Source organism: Pseudovibrio sp. JE062, assembly GCF_000156235.1.
Classification (GTDB): Bacteria; Pseudomonadota; Alphaproteobacteria; order Rhizobiales; family Stappiaceae; genus Pseudovibrio.
The window spans coordinates 275,297-302,295 of record NZ_DS996812.1 but is presented as its reverse complement, the minus strand read 5'-3'; the positions used below and the strand labels follow the sequence as shown (position 1 = coordinate 302,295).

Sequence of the window (26,999 nt, the reverse complement as noted above, 5' to 3'; positions counted from 1 at the left end):
CGCGTTCCTGCGTGAGTTCTTGTTTAGGACCCGCAATGATTGAAGCCCTCTACGCACACTCAGCCTTACAGTTGTCTCTGATCGCAGGGGCCATCCTTTTGGCAGGTTTAATGCGCGGGTTCGCAGGCTTTGGGTCTGGCATGGTCTGGATACCTCTGGCCGCTCTGGTCATCGGGCCAAAGCTCGCCGCAGCCACACTTCTTATCCTCGATACCCTCATTGCCCTGCCTCTTATCTTCCCGGCAACCAAGCTGTGCCGATGGAAAAGCGTCCTGCCAGCGGCAGTCGGAGCAATCCTCGCCGTCTCCGTCGGAGCATGGATCCTCGCCAACGCACCGCCCATCGTCTTGCATTGGGGCATCTCTATTGTTGTCTTCGCGCTTCTGGCAGTGCTCATGTCCAACTGGACCTACTCAGAAGAACCCTCCCGCAATCAAAACCTCGGCGTTGGGGCGCTATCAGGCCTGCTTGGCGGCTTCAGCCAGATGCCCTCCATTCCCATCTACACTCTCTGGGCAACAGGGCCCCATCCGCAGAACATCATCCGCGCCAACATGATCGTGTTCATCGCGATTGCCGATGCCTCCGCCTATGCCTCTTATGCGTATAACGGCCTGTTCACGAAAGAGCTCATACCTGTCCTGCTCATCACCGGTCCCATCTATCTGGGCTGCCTGATGTTTGGTGCGAAAGCCTTCAATAAAGCCCCTCCGACATATTTCAAATGGGCAGCTAAGGGCATCATCTTCCTTGCAGCAGTCGTTTCACTGCCATTCTTCCACGATCTGTAGCTGTAACCGCCTCAACTATTTTTCCGCAGGTTCCCAAGGCTTAAGCGAGAATAAGAGGCCCCAGACAAAGGTAATTGAGAAATTCTCGACAATTCGGCCATTCGTCCTGATTGGAGGAAGGCGCCTTCGTAATTTATAGTCCGCACAACTAGGAAGCCTTAAACCGACCTTCTCAGCAGAGGCATAGATGCTCCCAGACGTCGCAGGACTCGAATCCCCGGCCTTCTTGATGGTGTGCGCAACCATAGCGCTCGCCGGGTTGACTCGTGGCTTCGCAGGCTTCGGCGCAGCGATGATCTACATGCCCATCGCCTCCGCCATTATGGACCCGAAACTGGCCGCAGCTTCACTTCTTCTGGTCGATGCAACCATCTCTCTGCCCATGGTCGTCTCCGCCACCAAAATCTGCGATTGGAGGACCGTTCTGCCCGCAGCAGGCGGAGCCGTCGTCACCGTTTCCATTGGCGCCTGGGTACTCACCAATGCAGACCCTTACGTTTTGCGCTGGGTGCTGTCCTGCGTTGTCCTCGTTTTGCTCGCCGTTCTGGTCTCTGGCTGGCGTTACACCAAGGCACCGAACAAACGTACTTCCTTCGGCGTTGGTGCTGTCTCTGGTCTTCTCGGCGGTATGACACAGCTGGCTGGCCCTCCGGTCATCACCTACTGGATGTCAGGCCCCCTGCCCGTCAGCGTTATACGCGCCAATCTGATCACCTATTTCTTTTTCACCAGCTTCGGTTCTTTCGCAGCCTTCTGGTGGAACGGCCTGATCACACAGGAACTCCTGCTTCTCTCATTGCTGATCTGCCCGGCTTATGGCCTGAGCATCTATCTGGGAGCCAAAGGTTTCTCCAAATCCAGCGGCAAGTCTTATCGCCTGCTCGCTTACACACTCATCTTAGGAGCTGCCATCACAAGCATGCCTATTTTAGATGGAATTCTCAGATGACCCACTAGTTCACATGCACTGAAAAAGAGCCGCAAGAAGCGTCAAACAAACAGCACAGCTTGCGAAACTTGGCAAAAGGCCGTAGTTTCCGCAATAATATCCCTAGAAACAGACGAAAAATACAGATTTATGCCAAAATCATCGCTCGACAAGATTGACCTCGAAATCCTGAAAAACCTTCAGGAAGACGGACGCCTGACCAACGTAGAACTGGCAGGCAAAGTTGCTCTGTCACCCTCCCCGTGCCTGCGCCGCGTCAAAAACCTTGAGGATAGCGGTGTAATCAACGGCTATCAGGCCTCCGTAAACCGCAAGACAGTTGGCCTCGGCATGACCGTGTTTGTGGAGATGCGTGTCGGCAAGCAGAGCAAAGCGCAGATCATGTCCATCATTGAGCGCGTCACCTCTCAGCCAGAAGTCGTCTCCTGCCATCTGGTCTCCGGTCAGTCCGATATTCTTGCTGAAATCGTTGTCCCAACACTGGAAGCCTACGATGTCTTCCTCTCAGACTTCCTGATGTCACTGGATGGAGTCGAAGACGTACGTTCCAACTTCGCAATCCGTACGCTGAAGGCCAACGGTGCACTGCCACTGCAACATCTGGAATCCATCGTCGACAACGATTGATCTATCAGGGCGCATCCTCGTTTTTGCCAGACCCGGTCACGATCTGCGCCATGCTGACAAGCTCGGAAATTCTGTCCTGAAGGAAGTTGCTGTTTTGAGCGATGAGCAGCATCTGCCTTTGGACAAGACAAAACACATAAGCCCCTATGCAAAGCCCTAGCCCAAGGATGGAAAGGGGCTGGCCGAGCAATCCAAGGGAAATGTAAAGCAACGGTGGGAACACGGTCACCGTGACCGAACACAGCGACACCCACCACTCCCCCTTGTGAAACCCATTGATCGGCATCGTCAGAATAGCCGCCGTCGCAATCAGGCACCGCTCTTTCATTCCCCGCGCGATATTCACCGCCTGCCGAAGATAAAGAGCTGTAAGCACCCCTGCCACTGCCAGCACATAAGGCGCACTGACAACGCAGAACTCGTAGACCCGTGCCACCAACGGCGCCCGTTCCTCCCAAACACCGGAGGGCGTTTCCAGAACCGCACCAATTACCAGCAGAGCTGCATACCCAATCGCCAGCAAATGCAACCGCCACGCCGATCCAATGGCATGCTCAATCACACGAACCTTATCACTTTCCTCACTCACCACCATGCCTCAAGTCCACCCCAGATCCAGAAAGGGTTTCACAGCGGCAAGCATCTGCCAATCATCAATGTAAGGGGGTGGAAGGGAGCCCAGTTAGGCTGCGAAAATACAAGTATCGAACTATGATAGATGTAAGTTAGCGCACTTTTAGTTTCTAGCAGATTGTTTTTACTAAGGTTTATCGAGCAAGCATGATCAAAAACAAGATATTCCATTTAGCAACATGGGCTTCGATCGCATACGTGGTTCTCACAGTCAGCAGCATTTTGTTGTCTTGGCAACTTCCATCTTTTAGAGATGCTTCCCTTCAAACAAGCACGTCTTGCTATTGGACAAATGCAATGATTGGTTTTGTTGAATGCGGGCAAGAAGTATCAGTTCCTGCATTACGCAGCTTCTTATATAACTTTTGGCTGAACTTCATTTACTACCCACTGTTCATTTTGGGAACAATCAAGAATTCCAGTTCACTGGTACTAGTCTTTGTACCGCTCACAATCCTAATCTATGCTCCAATCTTATTTCTTTTCTATTCATTGTTTCGTCACTTCAGACGTCATTAAACGCATTCGGACGAACACGATCTAGCAGACACAAAAAAGGCGGCACGCAAAACGTACCGCCTTTAGAAAACTCAATTGGAAAGTGGGATTAGCCCAGCTTTGCCAGAACGTCCTCTGGAATATCGAAGTTGGAGAAGACGTTCTGCACGTCGTCGTCATCTTCCAGCGCGTCCATCAGCTTCATGATGGTGCCAGCTTTTTCTTCGTTCACTTCCACCAGGTTCTGTGGCTTCCAGATGGTCTTTACAGACTCAGCTTCGCCCAGCGCAGCTTCCAGTGCTTTGGAAACTTCGGAAAGGTCTTCGAACGCACAAATGATGGTGTGAGCTTCATCATCGCTCTCAACGTCATCAGCACCAGCTTCGATACCAGCTTCCATCACAGTGTCCGCATCGCCAGCTTCTGGCTTGTAAACCAGCTCACCAACGCGGTCGAACATGAAGGAAACAGAACCTGTCTCACCCATGGAACCACCGTATTTGGTGAAGTAAGAGCGTACGTTTGCAGCAGAGCGGTTTTTGTTGTCAGTCAGCACTTCAACAATAATCGCGGTGCCGCCTGGACCATAACCCTCATACCGGATCTCGGTGTAATCAGCACCTTCTCCACCCTGAGACTTTGCAATCGCGCGGGCAATGTTGTCCTTCGGCATGGACTGACCCTTCGCGTTCTGCACAGCAAGGCGCAGGCGCGGGTTCTTGTCCGGGTCAGGATCACCCATCTTCGCAGCAACGGTAATCTCTTTAGAAAGGCGAGAGAAAAGCTTGGAACGCACAGCATCCTGACGTCCCTTGCGGTGCATGATGTTTTTGAATTTTGAATGTCCGGCCATAGGTCTTCCCGGCTTGTGTTTAGAATAAAACTAGTAGCTCAAAGGAGCGCTCACCAAGCCGCTGATAGCTTGGACAGCGCTCTCCCCGACACGGCATTCGTGTCACGTCGAGCAAATTTGATGAAAGCTTATAAGCCGCTTACACGACAAAATCCAGAGTAAGAAACAGCGAGATTTGCCGCGTACTTACTCTTCCTCATCATTCACCGTGTAAGCTCGTCGCTTGATTAAGCGTAGCTGTCTGCAGCACTCGGCCAGAATGGCGGAATAATCTGCGACAAACGCCCACCCAGACGAACCGGCGAAACATTCACAGCAAGGCCAGTCCGGTCATCCGTCTCAACCGCCACGCCACAAATGGTTGCCTCACCCAGCGCAGGCGTAAAGCGAGTACCGTTCATCTTGCGCAGGAAGCGGTTGACCGGCTCTTCCTTATCCATGCCCAGCACGGAATCATAATCACCGCACATACCAGCGTCAGACATATACGCTGTACCGCCAACAAGCACCTGATGGTCTGCAGTTGGAACGTGCGTGTGTGTGCCAACAACCAGAGAAGCACGACCATCACAGAAGTGACCCATCGCCTGCTTCTCGGAAGTCGCTTCAGCGTGCATATCAATGATGATCGCATCAGCCACAGCGCCCAGCGGGCAATCAGCCAGAATTTTGTCGATAGCAGCAAACGGACAGTCCAGCGCATCCATGTAAACGCGACCCATCACGTTCACCACCAGCACATCAGCACCATTCTTCGCGCGGTAAAGGTTGGCCCCTTTACCCGGAGTACCTGCCGGATAGTTCGCAGGGCGCAGCAGCTGGTTCTGACGCTCAATGTAAACAAGCGTGTCACGCTGGTCCCAGATGTGGTTGCCGGTGGTCACAACATCAGCACCCGCATCCAGCACGTTCTGGAGAATTTCTTCGGTGATACCAAAGCCTGCTGCGGAGTTCTCGCCATTTACGACGACGAAGTCCAGTTGGTTGTCTTCCACGAGTTGGGGCAGTTCATCAATCACGGCATTGCGGCCAGCACGCCCAACCAGATCCCCAAGAAACAGCAGCTGCATCTATACACCTTTCAAGCGTATTCCCGACTAAGGTAATGTAATGAAAGAATACGCGCACATTTTTTGGACCAAAGCAGATCTGATGGCCACCGCGCGCGTCCTAAGAAGAACACGCCAGAAGCCACAGGCAACTTGCTTTAATCTCCTGCTTTAAGAAGCCCACGATCTGTCAGGATACCATCCAGCTGACGATCATGCGGTTCCATCGGAACCTCTTCTACCTCTTGAACAGCAAATGCAACCCCAATCGCAGTCAGATCGGTAAGTTTTTCCAAATCACTCAATGCACGGTCGTAAAAACCTTTGCCATATCCGATCCGGTTGCAGTTCCGATCAAAAGCAGACAGCGGAACCAGCACCACATTAGGGTGCACAACCTCCGCCTCTGGTCCCGGCGCCATACTGCCGAACCCGGCAGGCTCCAGCGGCCCGCCCTTTTCAAGACGGCGGAAGACAAGATCATCACCCATAACAACGGGAAGACAAAGAGAACTGCCAGCCTTTGCCAGTGCGTCCATCAAAGGACGCGGATCAACCTCATCCCGAATAGGCCAGAACCCAGAAATCACCGATCCCGGCTCAACACCAAGCTCTTCCACAAAATCGACAAGCGCCAGCGACCGCTCAATCCGCTCAACGGGAGAAAGCGTGGCCCGCGCCGCAAGTCCGGCTTTCCGCACGGCACGCTTGGCCAGTTTGAGCTCATCATTCTCAATGTCTTGGGAAGTCAATACGCACCTCATTTACAACCACTTGTGTGCATTATGGTGCAGCCCGCGCAAAATCGCAAAGCAAGAGCCTATCACGCTGTAGAGAGGAAAAAGAGAAGGGCGTGCCACAACAGCCGTTGGAGAATGTGCAATCCCGGAGAACCTACAATGTAGGTGGGCGCCGTGTCCCCAAGCCCACGAGCGAGGGAAGGAACAGCTCCCTAAGGAATGCGTAAGGCCCCGGGGATATGTGTCTCCTGACGAACCGCGCAGCAACGCAAAGGCTCATATAGGCCAGAGCGACCGGAATTACCAGCCTTTCAAACCCTGCTCTCACATTTATTCCAGATATGACCAGAGGTTTAAGGCCACAAACTCAGCCTAACACCATGCTCTAAATTAGATCCAGTAGATAAGCATGCACGCATTGGTTATCTTGAGATCATGACACAATGTACGTTTTGCGAAATTGCAGAAGGCCGGTTGAAGCCGGATGCAACTGTTTTTGAGAATGAAAGCGTCATAGCTTTCTTTGATCGGGGGTCTATCGCGCCCTATCACACCTTAGTGGTACCGAAACAGCACTCCACCAACATCTTTGATGTCAAAGAAGATGATTTAGTTGAGGTGACCCGTGCCATTCGGAAGTTATGCCTAGTCTACAAAGAGCAACTTGGCATAAACAATGTCCAGATCATCAGCAGCAATGGTGCTGAGGCACAGCAAGACGCATTTCACCTGCACTTTCATATCGTGCCGAGAAGCAAAGGAGATGGGCAAGACATTCAATGGAAGCCAGACCCAACCTTACCTGGACGCTTCCAAGAACTGCTTTCTCATCTCAAACCTGTGTAAGTGAAATCTACCCTTAGCCGATCAACAGCCCGGATTACGCTGCGCTTTCTTCTTCGCGCAGCTCATTGTCCAGATCCGCACCAAGCTGCTCAATCTTGTCTGCGCTCTCCAGCAGGCGCGCGACAACCTTGGCTTCTTTCTCGCGATGTTCCGCTTCAAGTGCCTCGATACGGCTCAGATAGCGCTGCTCCTGCGCAGCCAGTCGCTCTTCAACAGACGCCTCTGCCTTGCCGAGTTCTTCAATCCGCGCTTCCGCAGCTTTCAGCTTGCGCTCCACTTCAGCCAGATGGTCCGTCACCATAATGCCTGCCATCACGGTCAGACGCTGGTCACCAATCTCGCCAAAGTTCTCTCTCAGGCCACTGATGCTGTCGTCAAAACGCTGAGCAAGACCGAGCAGACGCTCTTCCTCACCGTCATCACACGCCATGCGAAAGCTGCGATCATTGATTGTTACTGTAATTTGCGCCATTGATCTTAGCTCTCCTGTCCTTCGAGAACAGTACGTATGGATTCCATGGCAGCAACAAGGCGACGGGAAACATCTTTGTTGACATCTTCAAGCCGCGAACCACGCGCTTCGGCCTGATCCAGCTTTGCAGCCAACTGCGTGCGATCCTCGCCAATTCTTTGCAGGTCGTTCTCTAACGCATCAAGGGTCTTGTCACGGGACGTCCTGCGATGAAGCGCGCCTTCTAGCTTCGTGATGGAGGCAGAAATACGATCCAGCGCCTGATCCAGATCTTGCCCACTATCCATCTTCACCTCTGACATCTACCTGTATCCGTACTCACCAAACATCGATCACCCGAGAAATGGCAACTCGACCCTTTCCCGTCTAGGGAAGCGGAAGACAATTATCCATTAGCTCGAGGGAATCGTCGAGCTTTATTCACATCATATCTGAGGAATAAGCGAGAACCATCTCATTTATCAGTGATTACAGAACTTGCAATCGCCTTCGACTCGGAAATTTACTCCGCGCAACATTAGTGAACAAAATACAAGCTTCGCCTCTATAAAAATCTAATGCACGCGTATTTTACGCTAAGCAAATTCACTCATTTAAGAGCCCTTGGCAACATAACTTATGTTGACAAATGTTATTCAAAATTCAAAAGCGCTCAACTTACGCAATAAACATCGCCCGAATAGCTCAGTTTCATTGACTCAACTCTCTGACCTGCTATGTCTCCTTCCGTTATTCGTTCGTAGACAACTGCCAATTCGCATTAGTCTGGGGCAAAGACTATGGCAACTGTCGTCGAATTTACACTAGCTAATGGTAAAGAACCGGCTGCCCGGCCGGGTCGACAGCGGGAATAAGATGACCGATCTCGAAAAGCACTCTCGCATGGCGAATGCGATACGCTTTCTTTCAATGGACGCCGTTGAAAAAGCAAAATCAGGCCACCCTGGACTTCCAATGGGTGCAGCCGACATCGCAACGGTCCTGTTTTCCAAATTTCTGAAATTTGACCCTAACTCCCCAAAATGGGCAGACCGAGATCGTTTCGTGCTCTCCGCAGGGCACGGATCTATGCTCCTGTATTCCACTCTCTATCTGCTGGGATACGAAGACTTCTCTATTGAACAGCTTCAGCAGTTCCGCCAGCTTGGCGCACGCACATGCGGCCACCCGGAATACGGTCATGGCGCAGGCATCGAGACCACAACTGGTCCTCTCGGCCAGGGTCTTGCAAACGCAGTAGGCATGGCAATCGCTGAGCGCCTGCAGGAAGAGCGCTTCGGCAAAGACCTCGTCAACCACTTCACCTATGTTCTCGCAGGTGATGGCTGTCTGATGGAAGGTATCTCCCAGGAAGCAATCTCTCTGGCAGGTCACCTCAAGCTAAACAAGCTGATCCTCATCTGGGACGACAACGGCATCACCATCGACGGTTCCGTTGACCTGGCTGACAGCACTGACCAGATTGCACGCTTCAAGGCATCCGGCTGGAACACCATCGCAATTGATGGTCACGATCCAGAGGCAATCGAAGCAGCTCTGACAGAAGCTCAGAACAGCGACAAGCCAACAATGATCGCTGCGAAGACCACAATCGGCTTCGGTTCTCCAAACCGCGCAGGCACCAACAAAGTGCACGGTGCTCCTCTGGGCGCTGAAGAAATCGCAGCAACCCGCGAAGCTCTTGGCTGGTCCGCTGAGCCGTTTGAAGTACCAAGCGACGTTCTCGATGCATGGCGCATCGCAGGTCTGCGTTCCGCCAACGCTCGTAAAGAGTGGGAACAGCGCTTCAACGAAGCAAACCCTGAGCAGCGTGGCGAGTTCGAGCGCCGTTGCCGTGGCGATCTGCCATCCGGCTTCGATGCAGCAATCGACGCATACAAGAAAGAACTTGCAGACACTCAGCCAAAGATGGCGACCCGTAAGGCGTCCCAGGCTGTTCTGAAAGTGATCACCGGTGCTGTTCCGGAAACCATCGGCGGCTCTGCTGACCTGACCGGTTCCAACAACACCAACACCGAGCATACGCCTTCCATCACGCCGGACGATTTCTCCGGTCGTTTCATCCACTGGGGTATCCGTGAGCACGGAATGGCCGCAGCAATGAACGGTATGGCACTGCACGGCGGAGTTATCCCCTACTCTGGTGGCTTCCTGATCTTCTCCGATTACTGCCGTCCGTCTCTGCGTCTGGCAGCTCTGATGAAGCAGCGCGTCATTCACGTAATGACCCACGACTCCATCGGGCCTGGGTGAAGATGGTCCAACCCACCAGCCTGTGGAACACTTTGCGGCTCTACGTTGTATTCCAGATCTGCTGTTCTTCCGTCCTGCGGACATCACAGAGACCCTGGAATGCTGGCAGCTGGCAATGAAAGCCACTGATAACCCAAGCGTTTTGGCTCTGACCCGTCAGAACCTGCCTTCCCTTCGTCCTCACTACGAAAGCGAAAACCTGTGTGCCAAAGGCGCATACATCATCGCTGACTGTGAAGAAGAAGCGACCGTTACTCTGTTCGCAACCGGCTCCGAAGTTGAGATCGCTGTGGAAGCGAAAAAAGAGCTCGACGGCAAGGGTATTGCGACCCGTGTGGTCTCCGTTCCTAGCTTCGAACTCTTTGAGCAACAATCTGACGCATACAAGAATGCCATCATTGGTGGTAGTCCGGTGAAGATCGCTGTGGAAGCGGGCGTTCGTATGGGTTGGGATCGCTTTGTCGGTTCTGATGGTGGATTTGTAGGCATGTCAGGTTTCGGTGCCTCCGCCCCTTACCAGGAGCTCTATGAGCATTTCGGGATCACCGCGGGAGCAGTGGTCCAAGAGGCAGAAAAGCGCCTTGGCGATAGCGATAACGCCTAAAGCTAACTACAAGTGAAGCTTCTGGCTCCTCTCAGCCAGAAGCCTCTCAGAAGACGGCCGGCAAGAGCTGGCAGAATATATAAAACGCGGGCGTTATTGAGCGCCCTACCGAAAGAGGTTCTTAAATGGCAGTCAAGGTAGCCATCAATGGCTTTGGTCGCATTGGTCGTAATGTTCTCCGTGCAATCATCGAATCCGGTCGTACCGACATTGAAGTTGTAGCAATCAACGACCTCGGCCCAGTTGAAACTAACGCACACCTGCTGCAGTTTGACTCCGTACACGGCAAGTTCCCAGCTAAAGTAACAGTTGATGGCGACACCATCGATTGTGGCCGTGGTCCAATCAAAGTAACCGCTATCCGTGATCCTAAAGAATTGCCTTGGGGTGAAATGGGTGTGGACATTGCGATGGAATGCACCGGCATCTTCACCGCAAAAGAAAAAGCAGCTCTGCACCTGGAAGCAGGCGCAAAGCGCGTTCTGGTTTCTGCTCCTGCAGCAGGCGCTGACAAAACAATCGTTTACGGCGTAAACCACGACACCCTGACTTCTGAAGATCTGGTTGTTTCCAACGCATCTTGCACCACCAACTGTCTGTCTCCAGTAGCTTACGTTCTGGACAAACTGGTTGGCATCGAAAAAGGCTTCATGACCACCGTTCACTCTTACACCGGTGATCAGCCAACTCTCGACACAATGCACAAGGATCTGTACCGCGGCCGCGCAGCAGCTCTTTCCATGATCCCAACCTCCACAGGTGCTGCTAAGGCTGTTGGCCTAGTTCTGCCTGAGCTGGCTGGTAAACTGGACGGCGTTGCAATCCGCGTACCTACTCCAAACGTTTCTGTTGTTGACCTGACCTTCATCGCGAAGAAAGAAACTTCCGTTGAAGAAATCAACGCAGCAATCAAAGCAGCGGCTGAAGGCGAACTGAAAGGCGTTCTTGGTTACACCGACGTGCCAAACGTTTCCATCGACTTCAACCACGACCCACACTCCTCCATCTTCCACATGGACCAGACCAAGGTCATGGAAGGCACAATGGTTCGTATCCTCACCTGGTACGACAACGAGTGGGGCTTCTCCAACCGCATGGCGGACACCGCTGTTGCGATGGCAAAGCTCATCTAATCTGAAAGGGGCCGCTTTAAGCGGCCCTTTTTTCTCACATATACCAGTGCGGAGTGATCCAATCCCTGAGCCGCACCATTCAGTGCGAAGACTCCCATAGATTTGATCACGAACTCCGCAAAGTCTTTCTGTAAAGAATTCGACCAGTATAAGGTCGCAGGCAGAAATTCCGGAGATTTTTATGTCTTTCAAAACTCTTAGCGATGCCCAGCTTTCCGGCAAACGTGTTCTGGTCCGCGTAGACCTCAACGTCCCTATGAAGGATGGCAAAGTTACCGATTCCACCCGTATCGAGCGTGTACTGCCAACCATCCGCGAAATCTCCGAGGCTGGCGGCAAAGTCATCCTTCTCGCACACTTCGGCCGTCCAAAAGGCAAAGTGGTTGCAGAGATGAGCCTTGCTCCTGTTGCTGGCCCTGTTGCAGACCTGCTTGGTAAACCAGTCGCTTTCGCAGCTGACTGCACCGGAGATGTCGCAAAAGCTGCCGTTGACGCAATGGCTGACGGCGACGTTCTGCTTCTGGAAAACACCCGCTTCTACGCAGGTGAAGAAAAGAACGATCCAGAGTTCGCAAAAGCACTGGCTGCAAACGGCGACCTCTATGTAAACGACGCATTCTCCGCTGCACACCGCGCACACGGCTCCACCGAAGGCATCGCAAAGCTGCTTCCTGCATTCGCAGGCCGCACCATGCAGGCTGAACTGGAAGCTCTCGGTTCCGCACTTTCTACTCCAGAGCGTCCGGTTCTGGCAGTTGTTGGTGGCGCGAAAGTGTCCTCCAAGATCGACCTGCTCGAAAACCTCGTGTCTAAAGTAGACATCCTAGTCATCGGCGGCGGCATGGCAAACACCTTCCTTGCGGCAAAAGGCGTGAACGTTGGTAAGTCCCTATGCGAGCACGATCTGGCTGACACAGCAAACCGCATCATGACAGCAGCTGAAAAAGCAAACTGCGAAATCGTACTGCCAGCAGACGCTGTTGTTGCATGGGAATTTGCAGCAAACACCAAGAACGAAACCGTTGCTCTCGACGCGATCCCAGCAGACGCAATGATGCTCGACGTTGGCGCAGCTTCCATCGAAGTTGTGAAAGCAAAAATCGACAAAGCGAAGACCCTCGTCTGGAACGGCCCTCTCGGCGCATTCGAAATCGAGCCATTCGACAAGGCAACCGTTGCAGCAGCTCAGCATGCAGCAGCACGCACCAAAGAAGGCAAGCTGAAAACAGTTGCTGGTGGCGGTGACACTGTTGCAGCTCTGAACCACGCAAAAGCAAGTGAAGATTTCTCTTACATCTCTACTGCTGGCGGCGCGTTCCTTGAGTGGCTGGAAGGCAAAGAACTGCCAGGCGTTGTTGCTCTGGAAGCATAAAACAAAGAAAATTGATGAAATTTTCTGGATTGAGGGGCCTTTTCGGTCCCTCTTTTCGTTTTATTCTCGCTTTTGCCTAGAATTTGACACAGCCTCTTGAAAAAGAGAGCAAGACGCTGTTTAGAACTTATCCCAATGAATGGGCCAGAGGCTTGACGTAGTCTACACTACCGCCAAGAACTCTATTTATCGGAATTTTATCAGGAGCAAACTCAGTGCATCCGCGTCTGTATCTTGTCACACCACCTACCTTTGACCTCCACGAGTTCGAAGGACAACTCAAGCAAGCTTTGGAAGGTGGCGACATTGCGAGCCTGCTGATCTCCATGCCGGACGCAAACGAAGGCGAACTACAGGCGGCTGCAAAGCGCCTTGTTCCTCAGGCGCAGGCAAACGAAGTTGCTGTTCTGATTGAAAACAACACCCAGATCATGGGCCGCTCCGGCGCTGATGGCCTGCACGTTTCAGGAACCGACAAGGATCTGGAAGACGTTATGCAGTCCTTCCCGGAAGACCGCATCATCGGCCATGCGGGTGTTAAGACACGTCACGACGCCATGGTCATCGCATCCATGGGCGTTGATTACATGTTCTTTGGTCTGCTTTCTCTGAAGCAGGAAGAAGAGCCACATCGCAAATCTCTGGACTACGGCAGCTGGTGGTCTGAAGTGTTCGAAACGCCATGCGTTGTCTTGGCTGGCACCTCAGTTTCCTCAGTTGACACCGTGGCCCAAACTGGCGCTGAATTCGTAGCAGTACGTGAAGCTGTCTGGAATCACCCTGAAGGGCCAAAAGCAGCTGTTGAGCAGGCCAACGCTATCCTCGCAACACACACACTGGCGGAAGTTGAGGACTGATCTTTTGAAGTTGTCTGGTTCTATCAAACTCGTAACTGTCGCAGCTATGACCGGCCTGCTTGGCTGGCAGAGCATGGCTGTTGCGCAAACAACCCCGAGCGGTGGAACCACACCTCAAGGCGCAAGAACGGTTGATCCGTACAATCCAAACGGATCACCACTCCTACCCTCCCCTGTTTCAAGAGCCCCTTACATCCCGCAGGTCACCCCAACGCCGGAAACTATTCAGGGCGATCCGGCCTACGGTGCGTTTCAGCGCGGTTGGTATCTGACAGCACTGGCTCTGGCGACCCGTCAGGCCGAAGCTGGAATCACCAGCTCTAAAACCCTGCTCGGCGTTCTTTATGAATCCGGCAGAGGCATCCCACAGGACCTGCCATTGGCCGCCAGCTGGTATGAGCTCGCCTCCAACGATGGTGACCCGCAAGCCGCCCTACGCCTCGGCCTGCTCTATCTGGCCGGTGCCGGTACAAAGGCTGACAAGGACAAGGCCGCCCAACAGCTGGAAAAAGCTGCTGCTGCCAACATCCCCGAAGCCCTCTACAATCTCGCCCTCCTCCATCAGGAAGGCAAAGTCCGTCCAAACGATCCCAAGCAAATCAAATCATTGCTGGAGCGCGCCTCTGAAACCGGTGACGCAGACGCAATGCTGGAGCTTGGCATCTACCTGAAAGACGGCCCGGAAGAGATCCGCGATCCACTACGCGCCGCTTTCTGGATGGGCCGCGCCGCCCGCCGTGGCTTGGTCCCAGCACAGATCTACTACGCAACCTTGCTGTTTAAAGGCGATGGCGTCGTGCCAAACGAGGCGGAAGCCGCAGATTGGTTCGAGCGCGCTGCCAGCAAAGGCAACCCGATCGCCATGAACCGCCTCGCCCGCATCTACGCCAATGGCCGCGGACGCCCGGTGGATCTGATCGAAGCATCTGCATGGCAGTTCCACGCTGGTCGTCAGGGTATCCTCGACAGCGATCTGGAAGCTCTCTCCAACTCCCTCTCTCTGGAGCAGCAGGAGCAAGCCAGCAAGCGCGCAGCCGAAATCGGGATTAAAATCGGGGCCTCACCAGTACTACAGTCAGCTCAATAACATCTGACTATAGTTCTTTTGATGATAAACCGATGCGTTTTTGCGTAAAATTATCATCAGATAAAGTATAAAAATCAGGTAAACTCTGACCAACACCACATCAACTTAAACACACTCAGCTTCGCGCAACGTCAGTCGATTAAATTACTCTGGTCCTTTAATCGAAAAAGCAATACCATGAAGCAAATAAGTGTATTTATCAGTCGCTTAGCTTTAGCCTTAGGCATTGGTGTCATTTCATTTCTGACATTCGGTGAAATGATCGCAACTGGCCTGCTTGATATAGGCGTCCCCACCCAGGTTGCAGCACTCGGCAAGGTGGCAACTTTCGTTCTTGCTGTCATTTTTGTTGCACAAACCACCAGACGCAGAAGCGACAGAAAGCCCTGAGCTTTTCCGCACTCACCTTGTGGATATGCACCGGAATGCAGGTTCACGGCGAGCATCCGCTCTTTTTCCTTGAAAATCACGTGAAATTATGTTGCACAGACCTCCAGACAGGCTGCGACCCTAGGCTCAGCGCCAATCCGCGTCCGGCTGTAACATTATCAAACTGATTGGTAGTTCTATGAAACTCAATGGCAACGAAATTAAGCCAGGCAACGTGCTTATGCACCAGGACACACTTTGGGCTGTTGTAAAAGTTCAGCACGTGAAGCCAGGTAAAGGCGGCGCATTTGCTCAGGTAGAAATGAAGAACCTGCTTGACGGTCGCAAGCTGAACGAACGCTTCCGCGCAACTGAGTCCGTTGAGCGTGTTCGCCTTGAGCAGAAAGACTACCAGTTCCTCTATGAAGAAGGCGACATGCTGGTATTCATGGATAACGAAACTTACGAGCAGCTCGAACTTCAGAAAGAATTCGTTGGTGAGCGCGCAGCATTCCTGCAGGACGGCATGACCGTAACTGTTGAACTGCACGAAGAAAAGCCAATCGGCATTTCTCTTCCAACCCACGTCACTCTGGAAATCGTTGAAGCTGACGCAGTTGTAAAAGGCCAGACCCAGTCTTCCTCTTACAAGCCAGCAGTTCTGGAAAACGGCGTTCGTTGTATGGTGCCTCCGTTCATCACCTCCGGTGAGAAGATCGTTGTAGACACCGACACTGTTGAATACGTTCGTCGCGCAGAGAAATAATCTAAAAGCAATAAAGATGAGGCAGCATACGGCTGCCTCATTACCCATTCAGGAACGGTGAATATAAAATGGCACGTACGGCCCTTCTCAACGTAATGGTCCAGGCTGCGACAAAAGCTGGTCGCTCTCTGGCACGGGACTTCGGCGAAATTGAAAACCTGCAAGTATCCCGCAAGGGCCCAGGTGACTTTGTCTCCCAGGCAGATCACAGAGCAGAAAAAATCGTTCGTGAGGAACTTCAGAAAGCACGCCCAACCTACGGCCTGCTGATGGAAGAATCCGGCGAAGTGGAAGGCACTGATGGCCAGCACCGCTGGATCATTGACCCACTCGACGGCACAACAAACTTCCTGCACGGTATTCCGATCTTTGGTGTTTCCATCGCTCTGGAACGCGCAGGTCAGATCGTTGCGGCAGTGATCTACAACCCGATCATGGACGAGCTGTACACCGCTGAAAAAGGCTCAGGCGCATTCTGTAACGACCGCCGCCTCCGCGTTGCTGCTCGTAAAGACATGACCGACTGTCTGATCGGCACCGGCATTCCATTCATCGGTGTTGGCGACCATGGCCGCGCACTGAAAGAAATCCGCCACGTGATGGGCGAAGTCGCAGGCATCCGCCGCGCTGGTGCAGCTGCACTGGATCTGGCATGGGTCGCTTCCGGTCGTCTCGATGCATTCTGGGAAAACGGTCTGCATCCTTGGGACATGGCAGCAGGCGTTCTGCTGGTTCGTGAAGCTGGTGGTTTCGTGTCCGATGCCAACGGCAAGGACAACATGTTCGAATCCCGCACCATCATCGCAGGCAACGAGTTCACCCACCTTCAGCTGCGTGAACTGCTGGCAAAAGCCAAGTCATAAGACAGACGGCGCTTAAGCCCAAGAATTCCAAAAGGCAGCTTGCCCCGGACCACTCCGGCAAGCTGCCTTTTTTGTTGTGCGATAGCTCTATTTGAAAAGCCTGCTAACGTCAGATCAGCAAGCCCCTACTCACACTCGATTGTCTTTGTACGCATCGGGTCATCTCTGTCTCTCACATCCAGTATCTGATAGTGAAAATGTGTTGTTTCCGCGCCAAGTTCCTCTCCCTGAACCGTGCAGGAATACACAATGTCACCAACATGCGGTTCACACAGACCGAAAACGTCGACCGTATCCTCTCCATTATTTAGAGTAACATACCCTACGATCAGATTAGGTTCCCGGCCATCTGGTTCATTCAAAACTTCGACATAGGCATTGAAATTGGGAGGCACCTCAGTACAAGCCTCCTGCAAAGCCTGTAGTGCCATTGCAGATCCCGGCAAGGTAAGCCCCAGACACACCACTCCCGTACTCAAAAGCATTTTAAACATAACACTCTCCATTCTTCTTATTGCTATTCACGCAAAGAAGACGAAGTGAGGCGGGCAGTGTGACCCCATATCTGAAGCTCAAGGCTGCTTCAAAAAAATAGAATGAAAAAGAAGTTACATTTAAGCCGTAAGTCCTTGCAGGATCTCGCAGGCTAATCATCCGCGAACAGTAACAGGCCGCTTCTCCAGACTATTTTGCTAGCTCCGCACCTGAAACTTCTTCGCCAGCACCTTCACAGCGGCATCCGTGCTCAACCCCGCGATGGCCTGAATCTGTGCGGCATCATCAAAGAAGCATTTCATCACGGCGATGGCAGGGGATTGATCCCAATGCGCCATATCCACCTGCGCGATCTCAGTCACCAGCCGCTGATGGAACCGGTTGAGCGCGAACTTTGTGCTGTGCTTGGTCAAAGCATCAATGGCGTGTTTCTTGATCTCAGCTTCCACCGTGCTCCGCCGCACTGAGTTCCCCTGACCTACTTCAATGCCATTCTTGCGCGCGTACTTGCGCATAGCCTGCGGATCACCTGCAATCACCTTTTGCAACTGCTTGCTCTTATAGTGATGAATGCCCCACTTGATCAGCCGGGCGGATGCCATCGTGACAGTTCCCAACACAAACGCCCCGCCAATGGCCGCTCCAACAGGCCACGCCGCAGCAGCGACACCAGCAGCAACCACACCACCCGTCGCAGCTGCCACAACCCCTGCTACACCGGAAACCGTGAGCGCAGCAAAGCCCAGCCCATCAACGGCAGAAAGCACCGCCTTCCCAATCTTGGTGTTCCGCGCACGCGACTGATTATCAGCAATCGTCTTGGTAATCATCGCCAGCTCAGCATCCCGCGCCCGAGAGACTTTTCGCGATCCTTCCAATCCAGAAACAGGAACCTCTTGCCGCTCTGAGAACAACCGATGTAAGGCCTGCGCTTTTTTGCCGGTCTGGTGATGTTTGAAGGCACGGATAGCTGTGACACTGGCATCATAGGCAGAAAGCCCCACAGCAAGAACGCCCACTCCTGCACCAACGGTGCCAGCGGCATAACCCAGCCCCTGTGTGACCAGAGAGATGCCCTCAACGTTGGCAGAGAGCGCTCTTTCAGCAATAGCCAAGCCATCAGAGACCATCGCAAGCCCCCAAACCTCAGCGGACAGAATGTTGACGTGCATCTGGGTCTTGTAATCATTGCGCATGGCCTTCGCCAAAGTGGCGTTTTTGCCATAGTTCGCAACAAGACCCGTCAGCGCCTTATGGGCCTTGTCCGCAGCCTTCATCCGCCCTTTCAGCGCACCATCCAGATGATCTAGAGCCCCTTCCAGATGCGCAGCCTCACTGGCAGAACTTTCTCCATAAGTCAGCGCCACCTGACTTCGCAGAACAGTCAGCCGCTCCACCTCATCAGCAGCCCCCTTCTCCACTCTGACATACGCTTCTAAGGCAGACTTCGCAGACGCGGACAAGTTAGGGAACAAACCATTCAGCGCAACACCAAGGCCCTGCTTCGTGATTTTGCCCGCCTGAACCGCTTGCGCCAAGGTGTCCACCAATATCAGCGGAGAACCATCACCCTTCCGCACATCCTTGACCATGCGCGACAAAGCTGCAAGCTCGGCAATGTCTTTCTGTGCCTCAAGAAACTGCTTGGCTTCAGTGCGATACGTATTAAGCGCGTTGTCCGCTGCCTTCATGCTTGTGTAAGCGGATCGCGCAGAAATCAGGCTTTGGATCGCGCCCAGCGCATAATAAAAACTGGTGAACCCAAAGCGACCATAAGCAACACCATCAGTGATCGGCACTTCAGTCCGGAAGATCTCTTCTCGTCCATTCACCGCAGCATTAATCAACGGCATCACATTGTGAGGAAACTTACCCAATCCATTGCGCACCAGCCCTTCCGTCTGCACACCTTCCGCAATTGCACCGCGTGCTGTCACGCGGGTGGGATGATAGCCACCCCCTTGCCCACCAGCCGTTTCAGTAAGCTTAGCTGTGCTGACCCCATGCCACTCTTCCTGCCCCGCCCGCAGCAACGACTGCGCCCGGCCACCGCCCAGCGCCCGATCCAGTGCTGGCTGACGATCTTTCAGATGCCCTTCCAGGTCCTCCAATACTGGCCGAAGCACCTCAACCGTATCATTACCTGCTGCTGAACCACCAGCCACCCCATTCAAATGCTCCACCAAAGCCGTCTTGGTTGTTTCCTGTTCTGGCTCAGCAAAAGAGACGGACACCAACTGCTTCTGAAGATCAGCCGCGCGCTCTTTCGTCAGCAAGCCCGGATCTTTTGCAAATGCCTGCAGAGCCTGAAACACCCGATGCTCACTGCCAACACCGGCAGTCTTATTTCCAAACCGAGCCTCCCCGCCCAAAACATCCCGCTGCACAGGCTGTAGCTTGAGGCGCGCGTCCAGCAGCGCTCGCTCGATGGAGGAGAGAGGCGGCCCGTTCCGTTCTGACTGTGCTGTTTGCCCGGACAGGTCAGAGGATGGAACAGGTCGCCGATGAAAACTCGCCATGGAAACGGCCCGCTGTGGCTGAGGAACCCGTCTTTCCTGCCCGTCTGCAACCGGCACCACTGACAACCGATAGGGCATCCGTGCCGATTGGGTGCTCCCGCTCCTTGAAGCCGTATGCCCTCCTGCCTGATCGACAGGCGGTGTCACGTTAGAGCTGGGTGTGCTGACTTGCGATGTTACTCCGGTATTCCTCATGGTGGCGTTCCTCCCAAACCACTCAGACCAATATATGCTCCGAGGTCCACTGGCTTTCTGCTCCTCCGGCATCACTTAGCGAATGGCGCAGCTGCAAAGCTTCACCAATAAAGCTCTTCAAAGCTTCCATCAGATGCTCAACGGGATCGCTCATGTGTAAGAGGAGTTGCTGGCGCACCGCATAATGCTGCTGCGCATCTAGGATAAGGCCAAAAGATGTAAGTTGCCCAACACGTGCCAAAAGGCTTTTCAGTTGTGGCAGTTCAAGGCCATTTTCCGGAAAGACATCAGCCTCAAGCTGCACTTCATAACGCCGCTCCTGATAGCGCGCCGAAATCATTGTCGTCAGATGGTGCTCATCTGAATGAAGCGCGACCTGCCCCGCTCTGTTGGGTGCCAGATCCGGCAAGTGCAACAGTGCGGCAAGCCGTTCAAATAGGTCCAGTAATTCCGTCTCCTGACATCGCCCCATTATGCTCTCCCCAAAACTGCATGAAGCAAAAAGCGAACACCATGAGCGTAGAGAAGCAACAAAGCCCCAAGTGTATCGAAGAGCACAACCAAACGACGAAATTGATATTTTATTTCTCTAAAAATAGAATCGTTGAAATATAATAACCCAACGGAAGAACATTAGCCCCAGACCAGCTTGTATCTTTCATGGCCAGAACAAACACTCAAAAGTCAAAACAGCAAGCACTCCGCCCCTGTTAGCCTGAGCAAAGTTATTCATTAAAACCAAACAGAAACTGCTTGACCTCAAGTCGACTTGAAGTGGCACTTTTAGCTAAATTCCTAGAAGGAAAGGCAAAAACGTGCACGCAACAAGTCTTCTGGTCAACGCTCTCCTCCTGGGCATTGGCGCAACAATTTTCATGGATCTGGTCGCCTGGGTTCGGCTTCGCTTCTTCTCCATCCCAGCTTTGGACTACCGCCTTGTGGGCCGCTGGATGCTCAGCATGCCGCGCGGACAATACGCACACCAAACCATCATGCAGAGCCCGCCCCAGCCGTTTGAACATTCCATCGGTTGGGTCGCCCACTACGCCATCGGTGTCATGCTGGCGCTATTGATGCTGGCGGTCACCGGACCAGACTGGCTGCAAAACCCAACCATCCTGATGCCACTTGTCATCGGCTTCCTCTCCTTGGGTTTTCCCTTCTTCCTCATGCAACCCGCGTTTGGCTTTGGCATCGCTGCCGCTAAAACACCTGCCCCGAAGATTGCTAGAATAAGAAGCTTCATCGCCCACATGTCCTTCGGCCTTGGCCTCTACCTCACCGGACTGTGCCTGATCTCCCTCCCCCTATAAGGCACGTCCAGCAGCCCACAGCCGCAAAGCCAACAAATTGAGGCTGTGGGTTTGCTCCTCATTTGTTTTCTTAAAGTAGATTGGCATCACCAATGACACGACACAGACCATTATTTGGAACGGGACAACCATGCCAAAACCCTATCCAACACTTCCGGAAGGGACACGCATTTACGCAGTCGGTGACATCCACGGCAGGCTAGACCTACTGGAAACCATGGGCAAAGCCATCGAGAGCGACCTGCAAAAGCGCCCGATCGCCGACCCCGTAACCGTCTTCCTCGGCGATTACATCGACCGTGGGCCGGACAGTCAGGGTGTCATCGATTTCCTCGTCGACAACCACCACCGCACGCCCCGCCAGATCTGCCTGAAAGGCAATCACGAAGCATCCTTGCTGGAATTTCTGGAAGACGCTGGCACGCTCTACCATTGGGAAGATCTGGGCGGCATGGAAACCCTGCTGTCCTACGGCCTCTCCCACCACGACCTGATGGGCTCCGCAGGCGCAGAAAGTGTGCAGACCATCTTCAGAGAGAACTTCTCCAAGCTGCACGAAACCTTCTTCAGATCATTGGAACTCTACTACAAACGCGGCGACTACCTGTTCGTCCACGCTGGCATTCGTCCCGAAGTGGCACTGGAAGAGCAAAGCGAAGATGAGCTCATGTGGATCCGCGGCCCTTTCCTCAATTATGAGAAAAGCTTCGGCCTCTTCGTCGTCCACGGCCACACTCCCGTGGAACACATCGACCGCCGCACCAACCGGCTGGATGTAGACACCGAGGCCTATGCCTCCGGCCAGCTCACCTGCGCCGTGCTGGAAGGCAGCGAAATGCAGTACATCACCGCCACCACAGACGGCTGGGAACTCTTCGACTTCATCCCCACGCACAAATAGCGCAAGACCTTACATCTGCACGATAAACTGATGTGCCGCCGCATACTGCATGTAAGAGCGTAAAAGCTGCTTCTGATCCTTCATCTTCAGCTTGCCCTGCGCACTCTTCAACTGCTTGCGCGCCGTATCCGGTTGAATGTCAGCTCCGAGCGCATACTCGGTCACGTCTACCCCTTCCAGAATAGCCCGCACCACGCGCCCTTCTGCCGGGCTCAGCCCAAACAACCTACAAAACGAAGAAAACACGTTCTCCGGCAAGCCATTGCTGTGCCCCAGCTGAAAAATACAGATCAGATGAAGATGCGGCGCCATTGGATGTTGCGGTGCTTCATAATGCACCTGCACCAGAAAGCCGCCATGCTTGCCCTCATGAGCCCGATAAAACTCGCAGGACTTATTCTCCGCCTGAGCCTGTGCAAGCGCCTGCTCAAACTCGTGATTGTTATCCAGCAGAGCCAGCCTCTGATCCACCTGCGCCAGCAACACCCCCTGCTCCAGCAGACGGCCCGCCACCGCATTCACACCCGAAACCCTGCCATTCTCCAGCGTCAAAACACCCGCATTCATCAAATCAACGGTCTGAAACTTGCGCTTTAAAGAACTCATGGCGATTCAAACTAGTTAAAATTAGAACTACCTAACATATAACCCCAATCACCTCTTGTATACGTCAAGCCTCGCAAAATTTACGTAGTTTTCCCGATATGCGCACCACACACACCAAAGCACTGGCCTGCGGCGGGGATGACAAAACCGCAGACCAGCAGAACACCCATCAAGGGCTGAACCCCTCTGAGTCAGCCTCACGCGAGGAATAACGATTAGCCATCTCACTAAGAAGATGTAGCAATCATGCAACTACTATAGATTTTATAGTTATATATATTTCTATTTTTAGTTGCGTATTATATGCATCAATCATGCTTTCTCTTCATTCCTATGAGTTTTAAAATGAAAAACAATCTCTTGATCGCTCTTGCAGCAGCTGCAATTTCTACAGGCGCCATCACATCTGCAAATGCAAACGACTGGTACGTTCAGGGCACAGGCGGCCTGTCTTTGGGCAGCATCACCGAAGATGTAAAAGGTGGTGATGACAACACCTTCAAGGACGAAGGTTTTAGCGGCCGTATCGGTGCTGGCGCATACGTTTACAACAACTTCCGCATTGGTCTAGAAGGCGGTTACGCTGCGTTTTCCAAAAACGCGACAGACATCGATGTATGGGACATTTTGGCAGTCGCATACTACGACTTCGAAAATGAGACCGCCTTTACTCCCTTCGTCGGTTTGGGTGCTGGCCTTTCTCATATGAAAATCGACTTTGACGATGGTGTCGATTCCTTCAAGAACACAACCAATCACTTCTCTACTAAGTTGGGTGCTGGTGTAGGCTACGAAATCTCAGAGAACCTTGAGCTGCTAGCCGAATACTCATTCCAGTACAACTTCAAAACCAAAGTGACCAATGGTGTTGATGTTACTGCTCATCAGAACCAGTTCAACGTTGGTCTGCGCTACTCATTCTAAGAGTTGATCGCATTGATCCTCAGTTCAAAAGCGGGTTGCTTCAGGCAATCCGCTTTTTTTCATTGCCGAAAGCACACTCATCATCTGCAATGTCCTGCAATGCAAACACACCAAAGCACTGGCCTGCGGCGGGGATGACAAAACCGCAGACCAGCAGGACACCCATTGAGGGCTGAACAAGGGTGTTGGAATGTATCGCCGAAAAGCCCAATCCGGTTTTCGGATTAAGACACGCCCGAGCATAGACCGCCCTTCAGGTGCCGATCACAGTGATGAGATCAGGAAGCCACTGTCAGGTTTATCGGCTGCGGATGAGCGACCCTCGATAAAGTTCCGCAGGCTTTTTCTAAGGCCTCCAGGCGGTCACGAAAGGCGTAATGCAAAGTGAACAAAGCATCCCGCTCCCGCGAATCCTGCATCCGCTCGCTCAGCAAAAGCTGCTGAATATACGCAAGGTTCTGCAAGTCCGAGACAGCAATGGTTACTTCGTCAATATCATTTTGAAGAGTATTTGTGGCGCCACAGGCGCATGCGGGATCGTCCATATTCAAAGCCCTCGTTGTTGGCTGTTGAAGTTCCGCTGGACATACGGGCTTTCGACGGCCCGCTGGCGAGCGGGAGGTTCGAAACCTGACAACGACAGGCGGGCTTATTCCCTCCCGAAGAAGGTGTTGTATTCACCGCCCTCCCGCTCATAGCAAATGGTCTGCGCACTATAAAATAGGCACAAAAAATCCGCTAGTTAACGGGAGCGGGTATCGCGTTGTTAGAGGTTTCGACGCCTCACAAATGAATGTGGAATGAAACTCGCATCTTGTCAAATTGCAACTTCTAACAAGTGTGCGTAACGGGAAATCGGAGGAAGAGAGAGGCTAACGAACTCAGCTAACTAGCAACAGATACTAAATGATTTGCAGTGTTCCTAGATTGTGATAAGCATTTCTAGTTTTCGCTACGATTGGAAGTAAAATTCCGCATGCTATACGATTTAATTTTTCCGTGCAGTGTTCTTTTTCTAAACTTCGGCTTCAAGCTTTTCGTGGGCCAAGAAGTTAAGTTTTTTGACTTTGTAAAAGCTGGATGCTTACTACCAGTAGATATAGTATTCCTATCAATATCCTTCTTAGCTGCTTTTTTATACCAAACAAGAAAAGAAGTAGATATCCAACTTATGCTAGGTGGAGTACTAATTTATGTATTAGCAGCTATATTTGTAACTTACTTTAGCAAAAGATCTGAAGCGCAGTTGCTTAATGCACAAAATTTTTGGGCAGGATTTCATAGCTTTATCAGTTACGCTATCTCCCTGTTCATCATCTATATAACAATTCAAATTGGGGTAGAACTCAAATGAGCATAGACTACCAGTTACTCATTGCTCTCTCAGGAGTATTCTTGGGCGCTTTTACCGCACTGACTATTGGTTTACTTATCATCAACTCTCGGCGCGAGTCTCGCTACCGTGAGGAGATTGGAAGAGCAGAACTGTCATACGTTCGAGATTCATTGGAAGCAAAGATTGCGCAACTAAATAGGGAACTGACATCCAATGAAGATAGATGGCTTGAAGTCAACCACTTGTTAGTTTCAGCACAGAACAACAAACTTACTAGTACATCAAAATCATCCAATAGGTTTTGGGATCAATTCGCTTTTGCAGACATTGACTTTGAAGTCGATCCAAGTTTGGTTTTTGTTCTAACTCCATTTAATAGCAGCGAAAATGATACCTATTTGGCAATCAAGAGAGTTTGCCACTCGCTAGGACTAAAAGCAGTTCGAGGCGACGAAGAGCATGCTGAAGGCGATATTTTAAAACATATTTTGAGACAAATGCTAAAAGCTCGTCTTATTATAGCAAATGTTGGCAGTAGAAACCCAAATGTTTTTTATGAGTTGGGCATAGCCCAAGCAATAGGAAAACCTACATTACTGGTTGCCTCGCATCAGTCAGAAATTCCATTCGATCTACAAAGCAGACGAATTATTCTATTTTCAGATATTCGGGAGCTAGAGGACCAATTACCTAGATTTTTAGTGACGCAGTTTTCTAATTAGCCCCACCCCACCATGACCACATCCCGTCCAAATCGCGGCATCAGGGGCGCGAAAATGCGACTTATTTAAAAACTTACGCATTTCTTGCCCAATCGCGGCGATTTGCGGTTTCCTATTAACCGGAAATCGCGTTATCTAAAGACATCATTAACTTTAAGGCGGGTTCTGCTTGATTGGTCTGACCAGACAAAACGAAGCCGCTTTGCTTTAGATGTACGCAGGATAATGGCACGCGACTACGATCCCTACAGTCTGTCGAGCCCGCAGGTTTATCTGTGGCGCATGATTATTTTTCTGGTCCTGGCAGGCTTCATCGCCTTTGTCTTGATTGGACAAATCACGGAAGCCTTCATGGCAAACCCGGCATTGAACGGCCTGATCGTAGGCGTCGCGACACTGGGTATTCTCCTGTCATTCCGGCAGGTTCTTCGCATTTTCCCGGAAGTATCCTGGGTCAACGGCTTCCGCCTCGGCGATCCGCGCCTTGAGGTCCGCCGTCCCCCAATCCTTCTGGCACCTATGGCAACCCTGCTTGGCAACAAAGCGGGCGACATGACCATCTCGCCAACCACCATGCGCTCCATGCTCGATTCCATCGGCATGCGCCTGGATGAATCCCGCGAGATTTCCCGCTACCTCACCCGCTTGCTCATCTTCCTCGGTCTGGTCGGCACCTTCTGGGGCCTGATGCAAACCGTGGGCGCAGTGGCAACCACCGTCAGCACGCTGAACGCAGCAGGCGGCGATGCCAACGTGCTCTTTGAAGATCTGGTCTCCGGCATCACCGCACAGATGACCGGCCTCGGCATCGCGTTCTCCTCCTCCCTCCTTGGTCTGACCGGTTCCCTCGTTCTCGGCTTCCTCGACCTGCAGGCAGGACAGGCACAGAACCGCTTCTATCAGGAGCTGGAAGACTGGCTCTCCACCCTGACGGACATCGACCCGGACGAGCTGGGCAACGGCACCACGGCAGATATGGCCGCTGACCTGCGCATCACGCTGGACAAGCTGCGCAAGTCCATGGAAGCCAAAGGCACCACACAGGATGAAGGCTCCAACGCCGCCATGAGCAAACTGGCAGAAGGCATTCAGGGCCTCGTCCAGCATGTACGCTCTGAGCAGAAGATGATGCGCGAGTGGGCCGAAGGCCAGTCCATGCAGCAGCGCCGTATCGAACGGTTCCTGAAAACGCTCACCGCAGAGGTAGAGCGGGAGAAGGAATAAAG

At 52.5% G+C, this 26,999-nt stretch carries 28 protein-coding genes, 1 other RNA gene and 1 pseudogene; 17 read left to right on the top strand and 13 right to left on the bottom strand.

The genetic code is table 11. The annotated features are described in order from the left end of the window. The first annotated feature begins 35 nt into the window (after window positions 1-35). From PJE062_RS20210 to PJE062_RS20200, 3 genes are all read left to right on the top strand, one after another. Window positions 36-791 carry a sulfite exporter TauE/SafE family protein gene (locus PJE062_RS20210; RefSeq protein WP_008551590.1) on the top strand — a complete coding sequence of 252 codons (756 nt, stop codon included), beginning with the start codon at window positions 36-38 and terminating at the stop codon, window positions 789-791. 187 nt (window positions 792-978) lie between these two features. Further along, window positions 979-1,740: a sulfite exporter TauE/SafE family protein gene (locus tag PJE062_RS20205; protein ID WP_208982413.1), complete on the top strand. Its 762-nt coding sequence runs from the start codon at window positions 979-981 to the stop codon at window positions 1,738-1,740. A gap of 129 nt (window positions 1,741-1,869) precedes the next feature. Continuing rightward, window positions 1,870-2,367, top strand: a complete 498-nt coding sequence (locus PJE062_RS20200; protein WP_008551677.1) for an Lrp/AsnC family transcriptional regulator — start codon at window positions 1,870-1,872, stop codon at window positions 2,365-2,367. 4 nt (window positions 2,368-2,371) lie between these two features. On the opposite strand, the gene PJE062_RS20195 is transcribed toward PJE062_RS20200, so the two are convergent. The 5 genes from PJE062_RS20195 to ssrS form a co-directional block, all read right to left on the bottom strand. Continuing rightward, entirely contained in the window at window positions 2,372-2,962 is a 591-nt protein-coding gene (locus PJE062_RS20195) for a hypothetical protein (RefSeq protein WP_371256376.1), read from the bottom strand. Window positions 2,963-3,607: 645 nt separating this feature from the next. Then, window positions 3,608-4,351: a YebC/PmpR family DNA-binding transcriptional regulator gene (locus tag PJE062_RS20190; protein ID WP_008551665.1), complete on the bottom strand. Its 744-nt coding sequence runs from the start codon at window positions 4,349-4,351 to the stop codon at window positions 3,608-3,610. A 227-nt stretch (window positions 4,352-4,578) separates the two neighbouring features. Further along, window positions 4,579-5,421, bottom strand: coding sequence for a TIGR00282 family metallophosphoesterase (locus PJE062_RS20185; protein WP_008551388.1), 843 nt, complete (start codon window positions 5,419-5,421; stop codon window positions 4,579-4,581). Between the two features lie 137 nt (window positions 5,422-5,558). After that, window positions 5,559-6,152, bottom strand: a complete 594-nt coding sequence (locus tag PJE062_RS20180; RefSeq protein WP_008551265.1) for a 5-formyltetrahydrofolate cyclo-ligase — start codon at window positions 6,150-6,152, stop codon at window positions 5,559-5,561. 98 nt (window positions 6,153-6,250) lie between these two features. Then, a non-coding RNA gene (gene ssrS / locus PJE062_RS26170) (6S RNA) lies at window positions 6,251-6,410 on the bottom strand. 165 nt (window positions 6,411-6,575) lie between these two features. Between ssrS and PJE062_RS20175 the strand changes: the two genes are divergently transcribed. Further along, entirely contained in the window at window positions 6,576-6,986 is a 411-nt protein-coding gene (locus PJE062_RS20175) for an HIT family protein (protein ID WP_037037768.1), read from the top strand. Between the two features lie 34 nt (window positions 6,987-7,020). Here PJE062_RS20175 and zapA read toward each other — a convergent pair whose 3' ends face one another. After that, window positions 7,021-7,458, bottom strand: coding sequence for a cell division protein ZapA (gene zapA / locus PJE062_RS20170; protein WP_008551373.1), 438 nt, complete (start codon window positions 7,456-7,458; stop codon window positions 7,021-7,023). A gap of 5 nt (window positions 7,459-7,463) precedes the next feature. Further along, window positions 7,464-7,760, bottom strand: coding sequence for a DUF4164 domain-containing protein (locus PJE062_RS20165; protein WP_014286950.1), 297 nt, complete (start codon window positions 7,758-7,760; stop codon window positions 7,464-7,466). Between the two features lie 553 nt (window positions 7,761-8,313). On the opposite strand from PJE062_RS20165, the pseudogene tkt reads away from it, so the two are divergent. The 5 genes and pseudogenes from tkt to PJE062_RS20140 all read left to right on the top strand — a co-directional run bounded on the left by tkt (window position 8,314) and on the right by PJE062_RS20140 (window position 14,764). Next, window positions 8,314-10,315 (top strand): annotated as a pseudogene (gene tkt / locus PJE062_RS20160) (transketolase). A gap of 125 nt (window positions 10,316-10,440) precedes the next feature. Then, on the top strand, window positions 10,441-11,448 hold the full coding sequence (gene gap / locus PJE062_RS20155) for a type I glyceraldehyde-3-phosphate dehydrogenase (RefSeq protein ID WP_008551525.1): 1,008 nt from the start codon (window positions 10,441-10,443) through the stop codon (window positions 11,446-11,448). Between the two features lie 181 nt (window positions 11,449-11,629). After that, window positions 11,630-12,820 (top strand): phosphoglycerate kinase, encoded by a 1,191-nt coding sequence (gene pgk, locus PJE062_RS20150; RefSeq protein ID WP_008551615.1) that lies wholly within the window; start codon window positions 11,630-11,632, stop codon window positions 12,818-12,820. Between the two features lie 215 nt (window positions 12,821-13,035). Further along, the gene (locus PJE062_RS20145; RefSeq protein WP_008551717.1) at window positions 13,036-13,677 is read left to right on the top strand and encodes a thiamine phosphate synthase; all 642 of its coding nucleotides are present in this window, start codon (window positions 13,036-13,038) and stop codon (window positions 13,675-13,677) included. 4 nt (window positions 13,678-13,681) lie between these two features. Further along, on the top strand, window positions 13,682-14,764 hold the full coding sequence (locus PJE062_RS20140; protein WP_008551621.1) for a tetratricopeptide repeat protein: 1,083 nt from the start codon (window positions 13,682-13,684) through the stop codon (window positions 14,762-14,764). Between the two features lie 131 nt (window positions 14,765-14,895). Here PJE062_RS20140 and PJE062_RS26590 read toward each other — a convergent pair whose 3' ends face one another. Beyond that, complete coding sequence (locus PJE062_RS26590) at window positions 14,896-15,234, bottom strand: hypothetical protein (protein WP_193384382.1); 339 nt, start codon at window positions 15,232-15,234, stop codon at window positions 14,896-14,898. 98 nt (window positions 15,235-15,332) lie between these two features. Between PJE062_RS26590 and efp the strand changes: the two genes are divergently transcribed. After that, the gene (efp, locus tag PJE062_RS20130) at window positions 15,333-15,899 is read left to right on the top strand and encodes an elongation factor P (RefSeq protein ID WP_008551541.1); all 567 of its coding nucleotides are present in this window, start codon (window positions 15,333-15,335) and stop codon (window positions 15,897-15,899) included. Between the two features lie 68 nt (window positions 15,900-15,967). Beyond that, window positions 15,968-16,762 carry an inositol monophosphatase family protein gene (locus PJE062_RS20125; protein WP_008551559.1) on the top strand — a complete coding sequence of 265 codons (795 nt, stop codon included), beginning with the start codon at window positions 15,968-15,970 and terminating at the stop codon, window positions 16,760-16,762. 125 nt (window positions 16,763-16,887) lie between these two features. On the opposite strand, the gene PJE062_RS20120 is transcribed toward PJE062_RS20125, so the two are convergent. The 3 genes from PJE062_RS20120 to PJE062_RS20110 form a co-directional block, all read right to left on the bottom strand. Next, window positions 16,888-17,256 carry a hypothetical protein gene (locus tag PJE062_RS20120; protein WP_037037765.1) on the bottom strand — a complete coding sequence of 123 codons (369 nt, stop codon included), beginning with the start codon at window positions 17,254-17,256 and terminating at the stop codon, window positions 16,888-16,890. Window positions 17,257-17,454: 198 nt separating this feature from the next. Further along, window positions 17,455-19,971 (bottom strand): hypothetical protein, encoded by a 2,517-nt coding sequence (locus PJE062_RS20115; RefSeq protein WP_208982411.1) that lies wholly within the window; start codon window positions 19,969-19,971, stop codon window positions 17,455-17,457. Window positions 19,972-19,993: 22 nt separating this feature from the next. After that, entirely contained in the window at window positions 19,994-20,443 is a 450-nt protein-coding gene (locus tag PJE062_RS20110; protein ID WP_008551273.1) for a hypothetical protein, read from the bottom strand. 343 nt (window positions 20,444-20,786) lie between these two features. Between PJE062_RS20110 and PJE062_RS20105 the strand changes: the two genes are divergently transcribed. Both PJE062_RS20105 and PJE062_RS20100 read left to right on the top strand, forming a co-directional pair. Beyond that, window positions 20,787-21,284 carry a DUF2938 domain-containing protein gene (locus PJE062_RS20105; RefSeq protein WP_008551288.1) on the top strand — a complete coding sequence of 166 codons (498 nt, stop codon included), beginning with the start codon at window positions 20,787-20,789 and terminating at the stop codon, window positions 21,282-21,284. 130 nt (window positions 21,285-21,414) lie between these two features. Continuing rightward, a complete protein-coding gene (locus tag PJE062_RS20100) occupies window positions 21,415-22,185 on the top strand; it encodes a metallophosphoesterase (protein WP_008551381.1) in 771 nt (256 codons plus the stop codon). A gap of 9 nt (window positions 22,186-22,194) precedes the next feature. Here the strand turns inward: PJE062_RS20100 and PJE062_RS20095 are convergent, their stop codons facing one another. Further along, window positions 22,195-22,791 carry a helix-turn-helix transcriptional regulator gene (locus PJE062_RS20095; RefSeq protein ID WP_008551740.1) on the bottom strand — a complete coding sequence of 199 codons (597 nt, stop codon included), beginning with the start codon at window positions 22,789-22,791 and terminating at the stop codon, window positions 22,195-22,197. A 345-nt stretch (window positions 22,792-23,136) separates the two neighbouring features. On the opposite strand from PJE062_RS20095, the gene PJE062_RS20090 reads away from it, so the two are divergent. Beyond that, window positions 23,137-23,715 (top strand): outer membrane protein, encoded by a 579-nt coding sequence (locus PJE062_RS20090; RefSeq protein WP_008551280.1) that lies wholly within the window; start codon window positions 23,137-23,139, stop codon window positions 23,713-23,715. A gap of 278 nt (window positions 23,716-23,993) precedes the next feature. Here PJE062_RS20090 and PJE062_RS20085 read toward each other — a convergent pair whose 3' ends face one another. Further along, window positions 23,994-24,260: a hypothetical protein gene (locus PJE062_RS20085; protein WP_008551485.1), complete on the bottom strand. Its 267-nt coding sequence runs from the start codon at window positions 24,258-24,260 to the stop codon at window positions 23,994-23,996. A 494-nt stretch (window positions 24,261-24,754) separates the two neighbouring features. Between PJE062_RS20085 and PJE062_RS20080 the strand changes: the two genes are divergently transcribed. The 3 genes from PJE062_RS20080 to PJE062_RS20070 all read left to right on the top strand — a co-directional run bounded on the left by PJE062_RS20080 (window position 24,755) and on the right by PJE062_RS20070 (window position 26,997). Further along, window positions 24,755-25,069, top strand: a complete 315-nt coding sequence (locus tag PJE062_RS20080) for a hypothetical protein (RefSeq protein ID WP_157039264.1) — start codon at window positions 24,755-24,757, stop codon at window positions 25,067-25,069. Beyond that, window positions 25,066-25,773 carry a hypothetical protein gene (locus PJE062_RS25845; protein WP_050773960.1) on the top strand — a complete coding sequence of 236 codons (708 nt, stop codon included), beginning with the start codon at window positions 25,066-25,068 and terminating at the stop codon, window positions 25,771-25,773. Before PJE062_RS20080 ends, PJE062_RS25845 begins: the two co-directional genes overlap by 4 nt. A gap of 225 nt (window positions 25,774-25,998) precedes the next feature. Further along, window positions 25,999-26,997, top strand: a complete 999-nt coding sequence (locus PJE062_RS20070) for a flagellar motor protein MotA (protein ID WP_008551440.1) — start codon at window positions 25,999-26,001, stop codon at window positions 26,995-26,997. The last annotated feature ends 2 nt before the right edge of the window (window positions 26,998-26,999 follow it).

Bases quoted from the DNA above. Each gene is read 5' to 3' on its own strand.
- PJE062_RS20210 (WP_008551590.1), top strand. From the start codon at position 36: ATGATTGAAGCCCTCTACGCACACTCAGCCTTACAGTTGTCTCTGATC.
- PJE062_RS20205 (WP_208982413.1), top strand. From the start codon at position 979: ATGCTCCCAGACGTCGCAGGACTCGAATCCCCGGCCTTCTTGATGGTG.
- PJE062_RS20200 (WP_008551677.1), top strand. From the start codon at position 1,870: ATGCCAAAATCATCGCTCGACAAGATTGACCTCGAAATCCTGAAAAAC.
- PJE062_RS20195 (WP_371256376.1), bottom strand. From the start codon at position 2,962: ATGGTGGTGAGTGAGGAAAGTGATAAGGTTCGTGTGATTGAGCATGCC.
- PJE062_RS20190 (WP_008551665.1), bottom strand. From the start codon at position 4,351: ATGGCCGGACATTCAAAATTCAAAAACATCATGCACCGCAAGGGACGT.
- PJE062_RS20185 (WP_008551388.1), bottom strand. From the start codon at position 5,421: ATGCAGCTGCTGTTTCTTGGGGATCTGGTTGGGCGTGCTGGCCGCAAT.
- PJE062_RS20175 (WP_037037768.1), top strand. From the start codon at position 6,576: ATGACACAATGTACGTTTTGCGAAATTGCAGAAGGCCGGTTGAAGCCG.
- zapA (WP_008551373.1), bottom strand. From the start codon at position 7,458: ATGGCGCAAATTACAGTAACAATCAATGATCGCAGCTTTCGCATGGCG.
- PJE062_RS20165 (WP_014286950.1), bottom strand. From the start codon at position 7,760: ATGTCAGAGGTGAAGATGGATAGTGGGCAAGATCTGGATCAGGCGCTG.
- gap (WP_008551525.1), top strand. From the start codon at position 10,441: ATGGCAGTCAAGGTAGCCATCAATGGCTTTGGTCGCATTGGTCGTAAT.
- pgk (WP_008551615.1), top strand. From the start codon at position 11,630: ATGTCTTTCAAAACTCTTAGCGATGCCCAGCTTTCCGGCAAACGTGTT.
- efp (WP_008551541.1), top strand. From the start codon at position 15,333: ATGAAACTCAATGGCAACGAAATTAAGCCAGGCAACGTGCTTATGCAC.
- PJE062_RS20125 (WP_008551559.1), top strand. From the start codon at position 15,968: ATGGCACGTACGGCCCTTCTCAACGTAATGGTCCAGGCTGCGACAAAA.
- PJE062_RS20120 (WP_037037765.1), bottom strand. From the start codon at position 17,256: ATGTTTAAAATGCTTTTGAGTACGGGAGTGGTGTGTCTGGGGCTTACC.
- PJE062_RS20115 (WP_208982411.1), bottom strand. From the start codon at position 19,971: ATGAGGAATACCGGAGTAACATCGCAAGTCAGCACACCCAGCTCTAAC.
- PJE062_RS20110 (WP_008551273.1), bottom strand. From the start codon at position 20,443: ATGGGGCGATGTCAGGAGACGGAATTACTGGACCTATTTGAACGGCTT.
- PJE062_RS20100 (WP_008551381.1), top strand. From the start codon at position 21,415: ATGCCAAAACCCTATCCAACACTTCCGGAAGGGACACGCATTTACGCA.
- PJE062_RS20095 (WP_008551740.1), bottom strand. From the start codon at position 22,791: ATGAGTTCTTTAAAGCGCAAGTTTCAGACCGTTGATTTGATGAATGCG.
- PJE062_RS20090 (WP_008551280.1), top strand. From the start codon at position 23,137: ATGAAAAACAATCTCTTGATCGCTCTTGCAGCAGCTGCAATTTCTACA.
- PJE062_RS20085 (WP_008551485.1), bottom strand. From the start codon at position 24,260: ATGGACGATCCCGCATGCGCCTGTGGCGCCACAAATACTCTTCAAAAT.
- PJE062_RS25845 (WP_050773960.1), top strand. From the start codon at position 25,066: ATGAGCATAGACTACCAGTTACTCATTGCTCTCTCAGGAGTATTCTTG.
- PJE062_RS20070 (WP_008551440.1), top strand. From the start codon at position 25,999: ATGGCACGCGACTACGATCCCTACAGTCTGTCGAGCCCGCAGGTTTAT.